15 protein-coding genes are annotated in these 17,202 nt (G+C 72.6%); 4 read left to right on the top strand and 11 right to left on the bottom strand.

Features of this window, described 5'->3' with window-relative positions; genetic code table 11:
- The first annotated feature begins 52 nt into the window (after positions 1-52).
- The 4 genes from ACIA8L_RS30865 to ACIA8L_RS30850 all read left to right on the top strand — a co-directional run bounded on the left by ACIA8L_RS30865 (position 53) and on the right by ACIA8L_RS30850 (position 2,990).
- On the top strand, positions 53-562 hold the full coding sequence (locus ACIA8L_RS30865) for a toxin-antitoxin system HicB family antitoxin (protein WP_395910094.1): 510 nt from the start codon (positions 53-55) through the stop codon (positions 560-562).
- A gap of 75 nt (positions 563-637) precedes the next feature.
- Entirely contained in the window at positions 638-1,483 is an 846-nt protein-coding gene (locus tag ACIA8L_RS30860) for a DUF4097 family beta strand repeat-containing protein (protein WP_395910093.1), read from the top strand.
- A 14-nt stretch (positions 1,484-1,497) separates the two neighbouring features.
- Entirely contained in the window at positions 1,498-2,232 is a 735-nt protein-coding gene (locus ACIA8L_RS30855; protein WP_395910092.1) for an ABC transporter ATP-binding protein, read from the top strand.
- Positions 2,229-2,990 (top strand): ABC transporter permease, encoded by a 762-nt coding sequence (locus tag ACIA8L_RS30850; protein WP_395910091.1) that lies wholly within the window; start codon positions 2,229-2,231, stop codon positions 2,988-2,990. The genes ACIA8L_RS30855 and ACIA8L_RS30850 overlap by 4 nt, the downstream gene beginning before the upstream one ends.
- On the opposite strand, the gene ACIA8L_RS30845 is transcribed toward ACIA8L_RS30850, so the two are convergent.
- The 11 genes from ACIA8L_RS30845 to ACIA8L_RS30795 form a co-directional block, all read right to left on the bottom strand.
- Positions 2,991-4,454, bottom strand: coding sequence for a PP2C family protein-serine/threonine phosphatase (locus ACIA8L_RS30845; RefSeq protein WP_395910090.1), 1,464 nt, complete (start codon positions 4,452-4,454; stop codon positions 2,991-2,993).
- A 27-nt stretch (positions 4,455-4,481) separates the two neighbouring features.
- The gene (locus ACIA8L_RS30840) at positions 4,482-6,098 is read right to left on the bottom strand and encodes a putative bifunctional diguanylate cyclase/phosphodiesterase (protein WP_395910089.1); all 1,617 of its coding nucleotides are present in this window, start codon (positions 6,096-6,098) and stop codon (positions 4,482-4,484) included.
- Positions 6,099-6,236: 138 nt separating this feature from the next.
- Positions 6,237-7,040 (bottom strand): SAM-dependent methyltransferase, encoded by an 804-nt coding sequence (locus ACIA8L_RS30835; protein ID WP_395910088.1) that lies wholly within the window; start codon positions 7,038-7,040, stop codon positions 6,237-6,239.
- Between the two features lie 9 nt (positions 7,041-7,049).
- Positions 7,050-9,620, bottom strand: a complete 2,571-nt coding sequence (locus ACIA8L_RS30830; protein WP_395910087.1) for a DUF4132 domain-containing protein — start codon at positions 9,618-9,620, stop codon at positions 7,050-7,052.
- 53 nt (positions 9,621-9,673) lie between these two features.
- Entirely contained in the window at positions 9,674-12,019 is a 2,346-nt protein-coding gene (locus ACIA8L_RS30825; protein WP_395910086.1) for a putative bifunctional diguanylate cyclase/phosphodiesterase, read from the bottom strand.
- A complete protein-coding gene (locus ACIA8L_RS30820) occupies positions 12,016-13,149 on the bottom strand; it encodes a type III PLP-dependent enzyme (RefSeq protein ID WP_395910085.1) in 1,134 nt (377 codons plus the stop codon). The genes ACIA8L_RS30825 and ACIA8L_RS30820 overlap by 4 nt, the downstream gene beginning before the upstream one ends.
- Positions 13,146-13,709: a hypothetical protein gene (locus ACIA8L_RS30815; protein ID WP_395910084.1), complete on the bottom strand. Its 564-nt coding sequence runs from the start codon at positions 13,707-13,709 to the stop codon at positions 13,146-13,148. Before ACIA8L_RS30815 ends, ACIA8L_RS30820 begins: the two co-directional genes overlap by 4 nt.
- 464 nt (positions 13,710-14,173) lie before the next feature.
- Entirely contained in the window at positions 14,174-14,446 is a 273-nt protein-coding gene (locus ACIA8L_RS30810; RefSeq protein ID WP_395910083.1) for a hypothetical protein, read from the bottom strand.
- Between the two features lie 35 nt (positions 14,447-14,481).
- Positions 14,482-15,027, bottom strand: coding sequence for a hypothetical protein (locus ACIA8L_RS30805; RefSeq protein ID WP_395910082.1), 546 nt, complete (start codon positions 15,025-15,027; stop codon positions 14,482-14,484).
- Between the two features lie 55 nt (positions 15,028-15,082).
- Entirely contained in the window at positions 15,083-16,579 is a 1,497-nt protein-coding gene (locus ACIA8L_RS30800; RefSeq protein ID WP_395910081.1) for a DUF6297 family protein, read from the bottom strand.
- On the bottom strand, positions 16,576-17,202 hold the full coding sequence (locus ACIA8L_RS30795) for an ATP-binding cassette domain-containing protein (protein ID WP_395910080.1): 627 nt from the start codon (positions 17,200-17,202) through the stop codon (positions 16,576-16,578). The genes ACIA8L_RS30800 and ACIA8L_RS30795 overlap by 4 nt, the downstream gene beginning before the upstream one ends.

Raw genomic sequence — 17,202 nt, 5'->3', positions numbered from 1 at the left:
TGTGGTGTCACTTTGGCTTGCAGTGACACCACGGGGGTGCTACCTTCTTGTCATGGATCTCGACCGGTACGTCTCCGAACTCCAGACGCAGCTGGCGGCGGCGGCCGAGCACGGCGACCCCGCCGCGCGGGCCGTCGCCGAGCAGCTCAACGCGGCGATGGACGCCGCGGTGCGGCTGATGCTGCTCGGGGTCCTGAGCGACGTGTCCAGCGAGATCACGCAGCAGATCGCGCCCGGGTCGGTCGACGTCATGCTGCGCGGGCGCGACCCCCATCTGATCGTGACGCGGCCGGAGCCGGTGGCGCCGAGCGGCACCCCGGAGGCGGTCGCGGCCGGGCCGGTCGCGGCCGACACCGTCGATGACACCACCGTGACATCACGGACGACGCTGCGGCTGCCGGACCGGCTCAAGGCCCGGGCCGAGCAGGCCGCGGCGGCGGAGGGGGTGTCGGTGAACTCGTGGTTCGTCCGCGCGATCGCCGCCGCCCTGGAACCGGCGGCCCGGCCCGCCCCGGCCCGCGGCTCCAACAACGGCCAGCGCTTCACCGGCTGGGCCCGCTAAACCCGAACAGCAGCACTCGCACAGTCCCGCCGACGTGGCGGGGCTGATCCGGCATGCCCACGTGGAGGCCACACCATGCCCAGTTACGACGTCGCCGGCCCGATCGACCTGGACGTCACCGCCGGAGTCGCGTTCGTCGACATCATCGCGTCGGACCGCGCCGACGCCGTCGTCGAGATCGCGCCGAGCACGCCCGGGCGCAACGGCGACGAGTCCCTCGCCCGCGACTGCACGGTCACGTTCGACAACGGCCAGGTGCGGGTCAAGGTGCCGCGCCGGCTCAACCTGTTCAGCCGGGGCGACTCGGTCGACGTCCGGTGCGAGGTCCCGGCCGGGTCGCGGATCAACGTCGAGAACGCGTACGGGTCGGTGCGGACCCGGGGCGTGCTCGGCAACGCCAGGATCGTCGCCAAGTACGGCAGCGTCACCGCCGACACCGTGGCCGACCTCGTCCTCGACGCGCCGTACGGCACCACCGACATCACCGCGGTGACCGGACGGCTGGACGCGACCACCGGGCACGGCGCGGTGCGCATCGCCGAGGTGCGCGGCCCGGCCCGGCTGCGCGCCGCGCACGGCAGCCTCGAGCTGGGCACCACCACCAGCGATGTCGAGGTCAGCACGTCCGGCGCGCTCACCGTGGACCGGGCCCTCGGCGATGTCACCGCGCACAGCGCGCACGGGCCCATCCGCATCCGGGAGGCCGGCGGCGGCACGATGCGGCTCGACAACGGCTACGCCGACATCGACGTCGGCGTCCCGGCCGGGGTCGCCGCCTGGATCGACGCCAGCTCGGCCAACGGCTGGGTCCACAACGAGCTCACCCCCGACCCGGCGGCCGCCGAGAGCGACCGCACGGTCGAACTGCACCTGCACACCAACCACGGCAGTGTCACCATCCGCCGGATCACCGTGCCCTGAAGGGAATCCCCGCAATGATCCAGGTCCAGGGCTTGCAGAAGTCCTACGGTCAGCTCCACGTGCTGCGCGGCGTCGACTTCGACGTGGCCCCCGGCAGCATCTTCGCCCTCCTCGGCTCCAACGGGGCCGGCAAGACCACCGTCGTGAAGATCCTCTCGACGCTGCTCAAGGCCGACGCCGGCACCGCCCGCGTCCACGACTTCGACGTCGCCCGGCAACCGGCCGAGGTGCGCAAATCGATCAGCCTCACGGGCCAGTTCGCCGCCGTCGACGAGATCCTCACCGGCCGTGAGAACCTCGTCCTCGTCGCCCAGCTGCGGCACCTCAAACAGCCGCGGCGCATCGCCGAGGACCTCCTCACCCGGTTCTCACTGACCGAGGCGGCCGGCCGGAAGGTGGCCACCTACTCCGGCGGCATGCGGCGCCGCCTCGACATCGCGATGAGCCTGGTCGGAAACCCTCCGGTCATCTTCCTCGACGAGCCGACGACCGGGCTCGACCCGCAGGGCCGCATCGAGGTGTGGCAGTCCGTGAAGGAGCTCGCCGCGGGCGGCACGACGGTACTGCTGACCACGCAGTATCTGGAGGAGGCCGAGCAGCTGGCGGACCGCATCGCGATCCTGCACGAGGGCCGGATCATCGTCGAGGGCACCCTCGCCGAACTCAAACGACTGCTGCCGCCGGCCAAGGTGGAGTACGTCGAGAAGCAGCCCACGCTCGAAGAGATCTTCCTGGAGGTAATCCGATGACCACGCACCTCCTCGGCGACACCGCCGTGCTGACCAAGCGGTCCCTGCGGCACATCACCCGCAGCCTCGACACCATCATCACGACCGCGGTCATGCCGATCGGCCTGATGCTGCTGTTCGTCTACGTCTTCGGCGGCGCCATCGACACCGACGCGGCGTCCTATGTGGACTACATGCTCCCCGGCATCCTGCTCATCACCGTCGCCTCCGGCATCTCCTACACCGCCTACCGGCTGTTCCTGGACACGCAGAGCGGCATCTTCGAACGTTTCCAGTCCATGCCGATCGCCCGCTCCTCGGTGCTGTGGGCGCACGTGCTGACCTCGGTCGTGGCCAACCTCATCTCGATCGCGGTCGTGGTGCTCGTGGCCCTGCTCATCGGCTTCCGCTCCCCCGCCGGTCCGGGTGCCTGGCTCGCCGTCACCGGCATCCTGATCCTGTTCACGCTGGCCCTGACCTGGCTCGCCGTCATCCCCGGACTCACCGCGAAGAGCGTCGACGGCGCCAGCGCCTTCTCCTACCCGCTGATCTTCCTGCCGTTCCTCAGCTCCGCCTTCGTGCCGACGGCGACGATGCCCGGCCCGGTGCGGTGGTTCGCCGAGCACCAGCCGGCTACGCTCATCGTCAACGCGATCCGGGCCCTGTTCACCGAGCAGCCCGTCGGCACGGACATCTGGAGTGCGCTCGCCTGGTGCGCCGGCATCCTCGTGGTCGCCTACGCCTTCGCGATGCGCACGTTCCGCCGCAAGATCTCCTGATCATTCCGGGCGGTGGCGGATGACGGTGAGGACGATGTCGTCCTCGGTGTTGTCGCCGAACTCCTCGCTCAGGTGGTCGCACAGCTGATCGGCCGTCAGGTGCTGGCGGCCCTTCAGCGTGTCCCGCAGGCGCTCCAGACCGATGTCGAGGCCTTGGTCGCGGCGCTCGATCAGGCCGTCGGTGTAGAAGACGACCATGGCGCCGGGATCGAGGTCGGCGTGGTGGCTGGAGCGCTGCACCGGCAGCCGGCTGCCGAGCAGCATCTCGGAGCGGGCCTGCAGCAGCCGGACCTCGCCGCGCGGGGTGAGCAGCAGTGGCGGCATGTGCCCGGCGTTGGACCAGACCATCCGGTGGGTCGCCAGGTTGACGTAGGCCAGCACCACCGTCGCCAGGGTGTCCACCGCCAGCCCGGCCATGGCGTCGTCAAGGGCGGACAGCACCTGGTCCGGGGGTGCGGGCAGCGCGTAGGCGATCCCGCGCAGCAGGTTGCGGATCTGGCTCATGGCCGCAGCGGCCTCCCGGTCGTGGCCGGTGACGTCGCCGACGGCCACCGCCAGGTCCCCGCCGGGCAGCTGGAACGCGTCGTACCAGTCGCCGCCGACCTCGGCGCCCACGGCCGCCGGCCGGTAGCGCACGGCGACCTCCAGATGTTCGGGCTGTGCGGGCCGGCCCAGGAGGCTGCGCTGCAGCGCCTCGGCCAGCTCCCGTTCGCTGGTGGCGAGCCGGCGCTCGGCGACCCGGTTGCGCCCGTGCACCAGGGCGGTGCCGATCAGGCGCAGGAAGCCCCGATATGCCTCGTCGTCGCGCAGGTTGGGGCTGAGCTCGGTGAGCAGCCCCACCCCGTCGGTCTGCGCCGCGTCCGCCACGATCCGCACCCCCGGCAGGTCGGCCGGGTCCGAGCGCAGCACCTCCAGTGCCTGCTCGACCAGCTGCTGGGTGCTCGTGACGTCGGTGAGCCGGTCGTTGAGCCGCACCAGCAGCTCCAGCCGGCGCCGGGCGATCACCTGGTCGGTGGTCTCCGAGGCGATGTCGATGACGCCCTCGATGGCGCCGCCCGAGCCCCGCACCGACGAGTAGGAGAAGGTGAAGTAGGTCTCCTCGAGGTAGCCGTGCCGGCTCATCAGCAGCCGCATGTCCTCGGTCCAGGTGGCGCCGCCGCCGGCCCGCACCGACTCGAGCATCGGCCCGATGTCGGCCCAGACCTCGGCGAACACCTGCCGGGCCGACGCGCCGAGGGCGGCCGGATGCTTGTCGCCGATCATGTCGACGTATGCCGCGTTGTACAGCATCACGAACTCGGGGCCCCACAGCAGGGTGGCCGCGCTGCGGCTGTGCAGCATCAGATCGAGCGCGCCGAGCAGGGCCGGGCTCCACGTGCTCACCGGGCCGAGCGGGCCGGCCGCCCAGTCGACGCCGAGGTACTCCGCCCGCAGCGGACCGGCGGCGTCGAACGGATCGATCATCCCACTGAATCTATGCCAACTCGATGCTCAGCGCCGCGCATTCGGCAAGCGTTCCGCGGGGCGCGGTCTCCCGAGGTGGTAGCCCTGGCCGGTGTCGCAGCCGAGCGCGAGGAGCTGGCGGCGCTGGGACTCGGTCTCGATGCCCTCGGCGGTGATGGTGAGGCCGAGGTCGCGCCCGAGGTTGACCATGGCGGTGAGCACGGTGCGGTCGGCGCTGACGGCGGCGGGCTCGTCGCGCAGGAAGCCGATGAAGCAGGCGGCGATCTTCAGCGTGTGCACCGGCAGGTTACTGATCTCGGCCAGCCGGCAGTGGCCGGTGCCGAAGTCGTCCAGGGCGATCCGCACCCCCATCCGCGCGATCTCGTCGAGGGTGCCGAGCTCGCCGGGGTCGAGCAGGACGTTCTCGGTGACCTCCAGCTGCAGCCGCCCGGCCGGCAGCCCGGTCTCGTCGAGGACGGCCCGGATCATGGCGGGCAGGCCGGGCCGGCGCAGCTGCGCGTCGGCGACGTTGACGCTCACGAACATCGGCTCCGGCCAGGTGGTGGCCTCGGCGCAGGCACGGCGCAGGACGAGCTCACCGAGCGGCACGATCAGGCCGGTGTGCTCGGCCAGGTCGATGAACCGGCCGGGCATCACCAGGCCGTCGACCGGATGCTGCCACCGCACCAGCGCCTCGGCTCCGATGAGCCGCCCGGTGGCCAGCTCGATCAGCGGCTGGAAGTGCACGACGAACTCGTCGCGGGTGAGCGCGTCGGGCAGCTGCGCGCCGAGGGCGTGGCGGGCGTTCTCGGCGGCCGCGCGGTCGGCGTCGAACACCGTCCAACGCCCGCGGCTCTCCTGCTTGGCCCAGGCCAGGGCCTGCTCGGCCGCCCCGAGCAGCGCGGCCGGGTCGGCGCCGGCGGTGGCCCGTTCGACGACGCCGACGCTGGCCCGGATCGGCAGCGTGTAGCCGTTGTTGATCGGAAACGTGTGCGCGATCGCGGCGAGAGCCTGCTCGGCCGCCTTGGTCACCTCGTCGGGCCCGGTGGTGCCGGCGATGAGCAGGACGAACGAGTCGATGCCGAGGTGGGCCAGGTAGTGCCCGGCCGGGCCGGCGAGCCGCTCGAGGCGGTGGGCGACGGTCCGCAGCACCTGGTCGCCGCTGCGGTAGCCGAGGCTGTCGTTGACGGTCCGGAACCGGTCGAGGTCGATCAGGCACAGCCCGAGCCGGGCCGGTGGCACCCGGTCGCCGAGGGTGGCGCTGAGCCGCTGCAGCAGGGCACCGCGGTTGGGCAGGCCGGTCAGCTGGTCGCGCGCGGAGCGGGACGCACCCGCGCGGTGCCGTTCGGCGAGCTCGGCCCGCCGCAGCGATTCCTGCGCCGCGACCGTCTGGTCGACCAGCGCGCCGGTGTAGCCGGCGACAAGAGCCCCGAGCAACTCCCCCAGGTGTACTTCCTGAGGCAGATGCTTCCCGATGAGCGTCGTGGTCGCGCCGAGCAGCTCCGGCGTGGCGATTCCCGACGCGACGAGGTCCGCACCGATCAGCCGCCCCGCGCCGGCTTCGAAGGGCTCCGCGCGCAGCGCATACGCGATCCGCAGGACGAACCGCTCGAGCAGCGCGTAGACCTCGTCACGGCTGTGTCGCAGCACCGTGTGATCGCTCACAACCCGAGTCCAGGCCCGAGTGAACTCCTCGACCGCCACCGGCGTGGGTCCTGGCCTCATCACTGGTGATTATGGGCAATGATGAGGTTGGATGCCAAGAGAAACGCCAGACGTTACCGCCCGTATTCGTTAGTGTCCTTACGGTTTCCGGCCGACCGCCGCGAGTACCTCCGGGCGGGCCTCGACATCCCCGTCTTCCGGGTCCGGATGCCAGTCCGTCACCGGTACCACGCCCGGTGCGACGATCTCCAGGCCGTCGAGCAGGCCGGCGATCTGCGCCGCGCTGCGCAGGGTCAGCGGCGTCGACGTGCGCTGGTAGACCTCGCTGACCTTGTCGGCGTCCTCCTCGCGCCGCGGCGGCGGGGAACCGTGCGAGAGCGCCACGTAGCTGCCGGGCCGGACCGCCTCGCGGAAGCGGCGCACGATCCCGGCCGGATCGTCGGCGTCCGGCACGAAGTGCAGCACCGCGATGAGCATGACCGCGATCGGCTCGGAGAAGTCGAGCAGGCCGCTCACGGCCGGGTGCCGCACGATGTCGTCGGGCCGGCGCACGTCGCCGACCATCACGTCGGCGTTGGGGTTGTCGGCCAGGATGGCCCGGCCGTGCGCGACCGCGACCTCGTCGAGATCGACGTACATGACCCGGGCCCGCGGGTCGGCCTGCTGCGCGACCTCGTGCACGCTGGCCAGGGTCGGGATGCCGGAGCCCACGTCGAGGAACTGCCGCACCCCGCCGGCCACCAGGTGCCGCACGACCCGGCCGAGGAACGCCCGGTTGGCCAGGCCGATCTGGCGGGCGTTGGGCACCATCGACATGACCTTCTCGACCATCTCCCGGTCGACGGCGAAGTTGTGGAAGCCGCCCAGCGAGTAGTCGTACATCCGCGCCGCGTTGGCGACGGTGATGTCAATGTTCTCCGGTGCCCACTCCGGTCGCGTCATCGCCGCACTCTAGCGCGTGACCTCCGTCAGCTCCCGGACGACCTCCGAGGCGGTGACCGGGTCCGGGCCACTACCCGCACTGATGAGCTTGACGGCGTCGAAGGTCTGCTCCGGCAGGACGGTGACGGCACCGACGGCGATGCCGGGATCGAGGCCGACCTCGATCCGCCCACCGCCGGGCAACGGCCTGGTCAGGGTGTGCTGGATGCCGTTGTCCCCGATGTTGCCGCGCCGCCAGCCGTAACGCTCCAGGCCGATCACCCGCCCGGTCGGCATGGCGATCCCGGTGAACCGTCGCAGGTCGGCCTCGCCGGTCAGGGTGAACGTCTCCCGGCCCAGCTGGGCGAACGGCTGCAGGATCTCGTAGTCGGCGAACACTGCGCTCCACACCGGCAGCGCATCGCCGAGCAGCACCGGATGGGCCACCCGGACTATCGCGTCGCCGGCGATCGTCACCGGCTTGTCGTCGGCATCGGCCAGGGTGCGGTCCTCGGCGACCCGGAAAGCGCCCGGGCCGGCCGCCCAGACCAGCCGCCGCACGATGTGCCACAGCAGCGGGTGCTCGAGGAGCCGCTCCCGGAACTCCGCGCCGGTCCACTGCCGCTGCTCCACCATCGCCCGCTCCAGCCGGTTGACCTGGTCGGTGGCGACGGTCCGCACCTCCTTCTTGAGCGCGGTGAACCGCTGGTACGCCGCGGGCGCGAGCTCCTGGTCGTCCCCGGCCCCCGGCTTCGGCAGCGCCTTGCGCCGCTTGCCGTCCTCGTCGGCGACGAACGGCTTGAGCTCCTCGTCGAACCCGACGACGAACCGGCGCTGGCCGTAGTCCAGGACCAGTGTCCCGTCCGGCGCCAGCCCGAAGTCCGGCACGAGCCGGTCCGCGAGCTGCTCGGCCATGAGCCCCAGCGTCGCGGCGACCGCCGCCATCTGCCGGTTGGCGTTCTTCTTCAGGCCCTGGAACTTGGCCCGCTGGGCGATGCCGTGCAGCTGCATCAGCGCCACGTCGCTGCCGATCCGGGCCAGCACCTGAAGGCCCTCGATGGCCCGGGCGTGGCGGCTCTGGCCGGGCCACTCCCGGATGATCGGCGCCAGCCGGCGGGCCGTCTCGTCGTCACCGGCCACGCCCTGCACGGCCAGGGTCCAGCTCTCCGGCCCCGGCATTCCTCCAGCCCGCCAGCCCTCCAGCAGCACCCACGCGAACTCGGCGACGTCGCGCGGCTCGCAGACGCGTTTGACGGCCTCCAGCGCGCCGCGGGCCGCCGGCTGGCCGGAGGCCCGCAGCGCCCCGAGCACCAGCCGGGCGGCGGCGAGCGGCAGGACTCCGGAGCCGTCGCGCATCCGGATCGGCGGCAGGCTCGCGGCGTCGGCCCAGCCGGGCATGGGCTGCTCCGGCGGGCGGTACCGCATCAGCTCGGCCGGCAGCGAGGTAACCGGCACCTCCGGGACCGCGCCGATGGCGTCCAGGACGGCGTCGAGCCGTCCGGCGGCCGCGGCCGACAGCTCCGGCCGCACGACGTCGACCAGCTCGGGGTGGTTACGCACGTGGGTGCGCAGCAGCGCCGCCCCCGCGTCGGACCCGGCCAGCAGCCGCAGCGCCCGCCGGGGGAACCGGGCCGCCGCGGCGGCCGCCTCCAGCGCCACGTGCGGCTCCTCGACCCGCTCCACCAGCGCCGCGAACGCCGCATCGGACGGCAGCATCGCCAGCAGCCCGAGGATGCTCTGGCGACGCGCGGGCGCGGCCTCGGCGTCGAGCCAGGTCACCAGCGGGCCGACGGCCGCCGCACCGAGGCCTTCGATCATCGAGTGGCAGCGGGCCTGGCCGTCAAGCATCACGTATGGCGGGAACTGACCCGCGACCAGCTCCAGCTGCTCCGCCGTCGACGCCGAGGCGGCCAGCAGCACGGCCGCCCAGAGATCGCCGCCGGCCGCGTGGACCGCTCGCGCATCCGCGTCGACCCAGCCCGGTTCCGTCGGCGCGAGGAAGGAGGTCGCGACACGCTGGTGCAGACCTCCGCTCCGGTACTGCGCGAGCGCCCCGACGAGCGAGCCGTACACGTCGTCGGGGGCGGCCGCCACGCCCGCGCGCAGCCGGGCCAGCAGGCTTTCGACATCGAGCCAGGAGTAGTTGCCGGTCACGGCATCCGGGTCGGCCCGCAGGACCGCCTGCCCGGTCGGCACCGCCCGCCACGACGGCTCATCGGTGTCGTAGCGCAGCCCGGCCAGCTCGACCCCGGCCCGCACGGCGAACTCCAGCCCGCGCTCGAGCACCCAGGCCTCCGCGATCGCGGCCGGCGCTTCCTTCTCCCGCCAGCTGAGCCGGGACAGCAGGACGACGGCGACCGCCGCGGCCCCCAGCGGCGTGCTGTCGGCCGCCTCGAGCAGATGGGCCATCCCGGCCGCGCCGACCTCCGGCGGGGTTTGCGGGTGCTGCAGCGAGGTCCGGATCTCCAGCCGGTCGCGCAGCAGCGCCGTCACGATCCCCGGGCTGGCCGGATGCGGACTGAACCGCACCGGCACCCCGCCCCGTCGCGGGTAGATGGTCCGCCGCCACGCAACCGGCAACTCCAGCACGTCTTCGTCCACCGGCGAATCGTAGTGGCGGCGGGCCACCCGGCCCGCGGCGAGGGTCAGCGGGCTCAGCGGCCGCTGTGGGACTGTTCGCGGTGGCGCCGGCCCGGCGCGTGGGGGTCGGCGGCCGGGCGCTGGGAGGCCAGCCACTGCTGGAGGGTGTCGGTGCTCATCGGCTCGCCCGGCAGCCGGCCCTGCACCCCGGCGCAGCCGGACAGGGTCACCGCGTCGACCATCTCGCGGGAGTCGACGCCCTCGGCGACGACGGTGATGCCGAGCGAGCGGGCCAGCTCGACGGTCGAGCGGATGACCACGGCGTCCTGCGGGCTGTTGACCATCGGCGCGGCGAAGGCCGGGTCCAGCTTGAGCTCGTCGACGGGCATGCTGCGCAGGCGGGCCAGCGACGGCGCCGACCGGCCGTAGTGGTCGAGGGCCAAGCGGACGCCGAAGTGCCGGTACTGCCCGAGGGCGGTCTCGGTGCGGCGGGCGTCGATCAGCATCACGTCCTCGGCGATCTCCAGGGTGAGCGCCGACGGCGGGATGCTGTGCTTGTTGACCAGCTTGGCCACGTCGTAGGGCAGCCGGGAGTCGAGCACGTCGGCCGCGGACACGTCGGCCGCGACGCCGAGCTCGATGCCCTGGCGGCGCCAGCCCGCGCAGCGTTCGAGGGCGGTCTGCAGCAGGATCCGGGTCAGCTGGCGGGTCAGGCCGACCTGCACGGCCAGCCGCTGCAGCACCTCCGGCTCGATCCAGCCGTGCACCGGGTGCCGCCAGCGCAGCAGCGCCTCCAGGGCCACCGGGCGGCGGGTGCCGAGGTCGACCTTCGGCTGGTAGTAGACGACGAACTGGTCCTTCTCGATGGCCCGCAGCAGGTCCGGCAGCAGGTGCGAGCCGACGTCGCCGCGGTGGCCGGGGTCGTAGATCTCGACCTCGGAGCGGCTGGACTTGGCCTCGTGCAACGCGTCGGCGGCGCAGCGGATCAGCTCGGCCGAGGTGGCCGCGTGCATCGGGGCCAGGGCGACACCGGCGCTGAGCTCGAGCTGGACCGGCACCGGGCCGGCCGGCACCGGCGCGGCCAACGCGCGCAGCAGGAACTCCGTGTCCCGGGCGATGCTGTCGGGAGTACCCGCGGAAACCGTTCTGAGAATGGCGATTTCGGCACCGCCGAGGCGCACCGCCACCGCCTCGGGTGGCAGGGCCTGCTGCAGCCGGTTGCCAACGGTGTTGAGGATCATGTCGCCGGCCGGGTAGCCGAGGATCCGGTTCATCTCCCGCAGGTGGTCGACGCTGACGATGGTGAGCGGCAGGGTCGCGCCCGGGGGCAGGCCCTCCAGCATGCTCGGCAGCGCGGAGTCCAGGACGCGCCGGTTGCCCAGGCCGCTGATCTCGTCGGTGGCGGCCTCGCGGCGGGTCCGGGTCAGCTCGCGGGTCTGCTCGAACGTCAGGGCGGTGCGGGCACCGGCGGCGAGCAGGCAGGCGCTGGCCATGACGATGGTGACCGGGTGCAGGTGGACGAAGGTGCCGACGATGAGCACGACCAGCGCGCAGAGCGAGAACAGGATCGGCACGAGCAGGGCCGCGAAGCCGCGCACCTCGTCGATGGAGCGGCGGCGGTACATCGAGCCCGCCAGGGCCATCAGGGTCAGCCCGATCATCCAGGCGCCGTCGGGCCAGCTGCCGTCGGTGTAGGAGTTGTCGGACAGGCCGAAGAGGTAGCCGGTGTCGGCGGCGGTGAACGCGGCGGCGCCGAGGCCGGCCAGCCACCAGACCGGGTCGTTGCGCCAGCGGACCATGGCCAGGGCGGCGACCGCGACGACCATGAGGATGAGGTCGCCGACCGGGTACGCCAGGTTGGTGATCGTCGCCGCGAAGGGCTTGCTCTCGTCGGCGTTGAGCAGGTCGTTGAGGGTGAACGCGGAGAACATCGCGCCGGCCGCGAGCGAGGTGACGACACCGTCGAGCCAGACGGACGCGGGCAGGCGCCGCACGGTGGCCCGGGCCAGCAGGATGAAGCCGATGTAGGCCAGCGGGTACAGGCCGACGTAGAACACGTCCGCGGGCGACGGCACCGGGATGGCGTTGGCGTCGACGCCGGTGAAGCTGGCCTGCCAGTAGACGTCGCCGGCGGCCCAGGAGGCGACCCCGCCGCCGACGAACGCCCAGGCTGTGCGGTTGCGGCGGACGAGGATCGGCCGGGCCAGCGCGAGCAGGGCGGTGGCGATGAGGACGACCAGGTAGAACGCGGTGTCCAGCAGGGCCGGGCGTTCGCCGCCCATCGGGAACAGGGTGCTGATCGCGTAGAGCACGCCCAGGCTGGCGATGACGGTCCGGACGACCCGGAACATCGGCGAGGCGAGCACCGCCAGGTCGGGGTCCACCTCGGCCGCGGGCTCCGCGGCGTGGCTGCGTGTCACTGTCGTTCCCCGTTTTCTTGAATGTCGACGAGCGGCGGCTCGAAGCCGTTGAAGGAGGAGGCGTAGACGGTCGTGTACGCGCCCGCGCTGCCGAGGTGCACCCGGTCACCCGTGGCCAGGTCCCGGGAGAGCTCGACGTCGAACAGAATGGTGTCCTGGCTGTCGCAGGTCGGCCCGGTAAGATTGACGCGAGGCCGGCGGGTGCTGCTGCCGCCGGCGGCCGACCGCGTCTGCACCGACGAGGCCTGTGTCGCCTCACAGTCGACCGGAAACCGCAGCTGGTTGCCGGTCTCGAGGCTCTCCATGAACCCGTTGAACGCGCCCACGTCCAGGTGCACCCAGCGTTTGCCCATCCGGTCGGCGACCCCGATGACGGTCGCGACGAGCGTGCCGGCCTCGGCGACCAGCGCGCGGCCGGGCTCGATGACGGCCTGGACCGGGTAGCGCAGCGCGGCCAGGCCGGCGTTGATGACCGCGGCGTACTCCGCGAGCGGCGGCGGGTCGCTGGTGTACCGCACCGGGAAGCCGCCGCCGAGGTCCACAAGGGACAGCCGGACGTCCTCGGCCGCCAGCTTGTCCATCAGCTCGCCGACCATCTCCAGGGGCTGCGCCCAGGCCCGCGGGTGCAGCATCTGCGACCCGACGTGGAAGGTCACCCCGTGCGGGTCGAGGCCGCGGTCCCGCGCGGCCAGCAGCAGCTGCGCGGCGGTGCCGAGGTCAACCCCGAATTTGCCTTCACTTGGTACTTCACTGTGCAGGTCCGGCACCGCGAGCCGGACGTACACCGACGCTCCGGGTGCGGCCCGCACGAGCTTGTCGAGCTCGTCGGTGGAGTCGAAGGCGAATCGCAGTACCCCCGCGGCATGGGCTTTGGCAATGTGCGTCTCGGGTTTGACCGGATTGCTGAAGAGGATCCCGGCCGCGGGCACGCCGATCGTGAGCAGCTGCTCCAGCTCGTTCGCGGAGGCGATCTCGAAGCCGCACCCGAGGCCCTTGAGGTGCTCGACCACGCGCGGGTGCGGGTTGCACTTCATCGCGTAGTGCACGGCCACGTCCGGCATGGCGGCCCGCATGGCGCGGTAGGCGGCGCCGACCCGGTCAAGGTCCATGACGAGCCGGGGCGTGTTCACTGTGCACTCCGTCCGGCACCCGAGCGCACGGCCGCGGGCCGGGTCCGGGCGTTGCTGACCGGCACCGGCTTCTTGTGCGACCGCGGCCGGGGGATGCGCTGGGTGACTTCCGAGTCGACGGCCGCCGACGGCCGGACGATGGGCTGGGTGACCTCGTCGGCATTGCGCCGCAGATCGACGGTGTCCGCGTCGGCTCCGGCCGGGACCGCTGCCGCCGGGACGGTTTCGCGGCGGCGACGGCGGATGAGCTCGTAGCTGACGATGGCTACGCCGTAGAAGGCCAGGTCGGCCATGAGCTTGCCGAGCAGCGTGCCGGAGCCCATGCCGCCGGTGATGCTCGGCCCGAGGTACATGAACAGGGGCCGCAGGGTGGTCGAGTCGAGGATCTCGATGAGCCCGAACTCGGCCAGCAGCAGCCGCGCGGTCGAGGCGGTGGTCCGCCGCAGGCCGAAGCCGCGGCGCCGTTCCCGCCGCCACTCGACGGTCGCGATGAGCCCGTAGAATCCGACGATCTCCCCGACCGTGCCGGCGATGGCGGCGAGCACCCGGTCGGCCGACAAGCCGTATATGACAGCGGTGCCGATGAATGCACAAGCGGTGCCGGAAATCTCCGCGGGAACGTAACGCCGGGCCCACAGCCATAACTTCTCGCGCCAGCGCGGGCGCAGCCCAACAGCCATCCGTGCTCGCCCCGTTCGAGCTGACAATACGCCGCGGCGCCGGGGCAAGGGCTTTCCGCAGCGACCGGCCCCGTTGCGCCGGGGAAAGCTATCACGGACGTTCGATGCCTACAAACCGCAGCCGCCCGTGACGATCGGTAGTTTTTCGAAGCGCAACACTGCCGTCACACTCCCCTGCCCGAATCGGTTTCACGTTCGATGAATTGACGCAGGTCACCGGCTTCTAATCCTTGCTACACAGCAAGTATGACGTAACACAAGTCAGCCGTTCGGCCGTGTCGAGGGAACCGAACGGCCCCTGATTCCGGATGGAACCTGCGCGCCCAAACCTATTTAAGGATTCTTTATTCCGAGCCCTGCAATTTGCACCCCACGTCCGAAATCCGCGCATCGAAATGCCGGAATCGCCACGCGTCAGGGGCGGTTGCGCACGAACCAGGCGTCGCCGCGGGCCGGGCGACGGCGAGCTCCCAGCGGCTCAGTTCGAGATTCGCGGCCAGGGCGGTCAGGTCGACGCCGGCCACCAGCAGGGTGCCGGCCGGGCCGTGGCCGATCGGCAGCCCGGCCAGCGGTGTCCCGGCGAACGCGGCCCGCAGTTCACGAAACTCGTCGCGCACGCCGCGAGTGTCCCACGCTCGGTTCCAGGAGCACGTCAGCCGCCGGCGGACGTGGCCGCGGTGGTGCGCGCGGACTCGATGGCGGCCCGCATCGCCTGGGCCAGGCCGATCGCCTGGACGATGGAGAGGACTGGGGACTGCAGCTCCAGGGCCAGGCTGTCCGGGCGCATCGACAGCAGGCGGCTGCTGTTGACCAGCTCGGCGACCTGGCGGCCCTGCTCGTCGGTGACGCTGAAGCGACGCATGGTCCAGTTGCCGCGGGTGCTCAGCGTGCGGCCGGTGGGCAGGGTCAGGGTGCTGCTCCGGCTCGGGCCCCAGAAGCTGAGCTTCAGGTGGAACAGCTGACGGCCCTGCGCGTCGGTGAGGTAGTTGTTGCGGCCGCCGAAGCCCTGCCGGTGGCCGGCGGCCAGGATGGCGCCCGTCGCCGGGTCGAGGATCTCGTAGCGGGCCCGCATCGACCAGCTGTGCCAGCGGATCGTGGCGACCGGGCGGCCGTCGGACAGGATCACCGGCGACTCGCTGCCGAACATGGCCTTGTCGGGCAGGAGCAGCGTGCCTGTGTATGGCGCGAACACGTCCATGCCCACATCGTCGCGCCCGCGCGCAAGCGCCGCAAACGCTCGTTGTGCGCCGTGGTCATCGCGACGAGAACGCGCCGCCGGTCGAGCGGGCGGTCACGATCAGGCCGCCGAGGGTGCCGGCGGAGAAGATGGCCTGGTTGGTCAGGGCCAGGTCGGGGTGCTGGCTGACGATCGCGAACAGGGTCGGCCACAGCGCGATGATCGCCAGGTCGGCCGCGCCGGCCAGCCACATGAACGGGCCGGTCGGCATGATGCCGGCCGGGGACGACAGCGACGCGACGTCGTGGCGGACCTCGCGGCGGCGGGCCGAGCGCAGGGACCCCGCGGCCAGGCCCGGGCCGGCGAGCGCGCCGAGGAGGGTCCACTCGCCGAACCCGCCGCCGACGGCGGTCAGCGCGGCCGCGGACCACACGGTGCACAGCACGATCGGGACCGCGAGGCGGCCGGTGAACAGCTCGCCGTCGGACAGGCCGAGGAGGCGGGCGAGGCCGGGGTCGTCGCGGTCGCGGCGGGCGTTGGCGGTGCTCGCGGAGGCGGCGGCGAGCGCGCAGATCAGCCAGGCGGCGGCGATCACCCAGCGGGACACCGGCAGGCCGGCCGCGAGCACCGGTACCGTCACCAGCGCGGCCCCGAGCAGCAGCCGGACTGGCGAGCGGACCAGCAGCAGGGCGTCCTGACCGGTCGCGGTGAACCGGCCGGAGAGCTTCGGCAGCTTGTCCGGGCCGAGCCGGCGGCCGCGCCACCGGCGGTCCTCGGCCGCGCGTGACGCCAGACCCGGGTCGAGGGTGAGGAACACGGCGGTGGCGGCGCCGCTGCTCTGGGCGGCGTCGGTCAGGTTCGCGAGGGTGAGGGCCTGCAGGCGGTACCACTGCAGGAAAGGGGCGATGAGGGCGGCGGCGGTGAGCAGCACCGCGACCCAGGTGTGCCGGCCGGCGAGCAGCGGCCAGCCCCACGGTCCGGTCGCGGCGACAGCGCCGACGTCGACGCCGCTGACCGCGAGGACCCCGATGGCGGCGGCCGCGATGGCGAGGACCGTGGCCGTCGTGTTCAGCCGGCGGGCGGGGCGGCGGGACGCGGACTGCACGACGGCGGTGGCGCCGAGGACGAGCACGCCACCGGCGACCGCGGCGAGGAGGACGGCACCGGCGCCGACCGTGGACAGGGTGAGGGTCAGCAGGCCCTGGGCCAGGCCGGCGAGCAGGCCGAGGCCGAGCACCTGGGCGACGGACGGGGTGAGCAGGGACCGGCGGTCCAGCGGGGTGGTGATCAGCCACTGCAGGGCCGGGGCCGACGTCGAGACCGGCCCGAGCGCGGCCGCGACGGCGAGCAGCGCGGCGGTCCAGGCCAGCCCGGCGGCGAGCACGACACCCTCGCGGACACCGGCCGGCGCCGCCGTCTGTCCACTGAGGACGGCCCGGACCTGGGCCCAGATCATGTACCCGACCATCGCGGCCAGCAGCGCCAGGGTGTAGACGGTCTCGAAGAGGTCGGAGGCGTTCTCCCGGGAACGCTGCCGGCGCCGGACCCAGCGGCGGACCTGGCCCGCTTTCACTCGTCGGCCCAGTCGGTGCTCAGCTCGATGATCTCGCAGCCGGCGGTGACGGTCGGGTCGTGCGAGGCGAGCAGGGCGGCGCCGCCGCGGCCGCGGTACTGCTCGATGAGCGCGGCCACCGTCTCCCGGCCCTCGCGGTCGAGGTGGCGCTCGGGCTCGTCGAGCAGCAGCAGCCGGCTGGGCCGGTCGAGCACCATCGCGAGGGCGAGCCGCTGGCGCTGCCCGGACGAGAGACTGCCCGGGGCGGCGTCGGCGAACCCGGTCACCCCGAGCCGGTCGGCCAGCTCACCGTCCGCGAACCAGCCGTCGCTCGGCGCGTTGGCCAACCGCACCAGGCTGAGGTGCTCGCGGGCGGAGAGTCCCGGATACCAGGCCGGAGGGTCCAAGAGCGCGGCTACGGTACGGCGAAAGCCCGCGCTTCGCTCATCGACCGGCTGCCCGTCGACGCGCACCGCGCCGCCGGCGGGCTCGAGGAGCCCGGCGACGCACCGCAGGACCGTCGACTTGCCGATCCCGTTGGGCCCCCGCAGCGCGACCGCCTCACCGGCGGCGACGTCGAGGCTCAGCTCCTCGATGACAACCCGGTCACCGTAGCCGATTCTGACCTGGTCGATCGTGAGCAC

Source organism: Dactylosporangium sp. NPDC051541, from assembly GCF_044454505.1.
GTDB lineage: Bacteria > Actinomycetota > Actinomycetes > Mycobacteriales > Micromonosporaceae > Dactylosporangium.
Note: the sequence above shows the minus strand (reverse complement) of the source record. Positions and strands in the feature narration are given on the sequence as shown.